The sequence below is a fragment of the Megasphaera micronuciformis F0359 genome (assembly GCF_000165735.1).
GTDB lineage: Bacteria > Bacillota > Negativicutes > Veillonellales > Megasphaeraceae > Megasphaera > Megasphaera micronuciformis.
Window position 1 is genome coordinate 1 of the sequence record NZ_GL538198.1, and the last position, 596, is coordinate 596.

Sequence of the window (596 nt, forward strand, 5' to 3'; positions counted from 1 at the left end):
ACCGGAACCGATAGCGGGACCCTTTTAAATCCCGCACAGTGGCTCATCGATGCCATCGGCGGCGGGGCGGTTCTTACACCGGAACAAGCCGCTAAGAACTCGAACGTAGCCGCATGCGTGTCTATTTTAGCCGACGATATCGGAAAACTTCCGATTCATACGTTTAACAATCAAAAGAAAGACATCGGCATGAAGCACCCGGTCGCCAAACTGTTATACGAGCGGCCGAACCCCTTCATGTTGGCCTTCGTATTTAAGCAAACCATACAAGGGCACATCGGTATCTACGGCAACGGCATTGCCTATATTAAATGGGGGCCTGACGGGTACCCCGTGGCACTGTGGCCGCTGGATCCGGTACGTACGTTTGTACAACTGGATGCCGCTACGGGCACCCTTCATTACCGAACCCAAAACGCACAAGGCGAGGTATACGATTTAAAGCCCGATGAGGTGCTGCACTTTAAAGCCTTTACGCGAGACGGGATTATCGGAATCCCGCCGTGGAAGACGCTTATCGATGAACTCGATAGCCAAAACGCCCTTAAGTCGTTTATTTGTGACTTTTACCGTAACAGTACCTTATCGAGCGGTAT

Annotated in this window: 1 protein-coding gene; it reads left to right on the plus strand. The window is 51.5% G+C overall.

Going from position 1 to position 596, the window contains the following annotated elements; all coding sequences use genetic code 11:
- Positions 1 to 596 (plus strand): phage portal protein (locus tag HMPREF9429_RS03590; protein ID WP_006941718.1); only part of this gene is annotated, 596 nt, incomplete at both ends.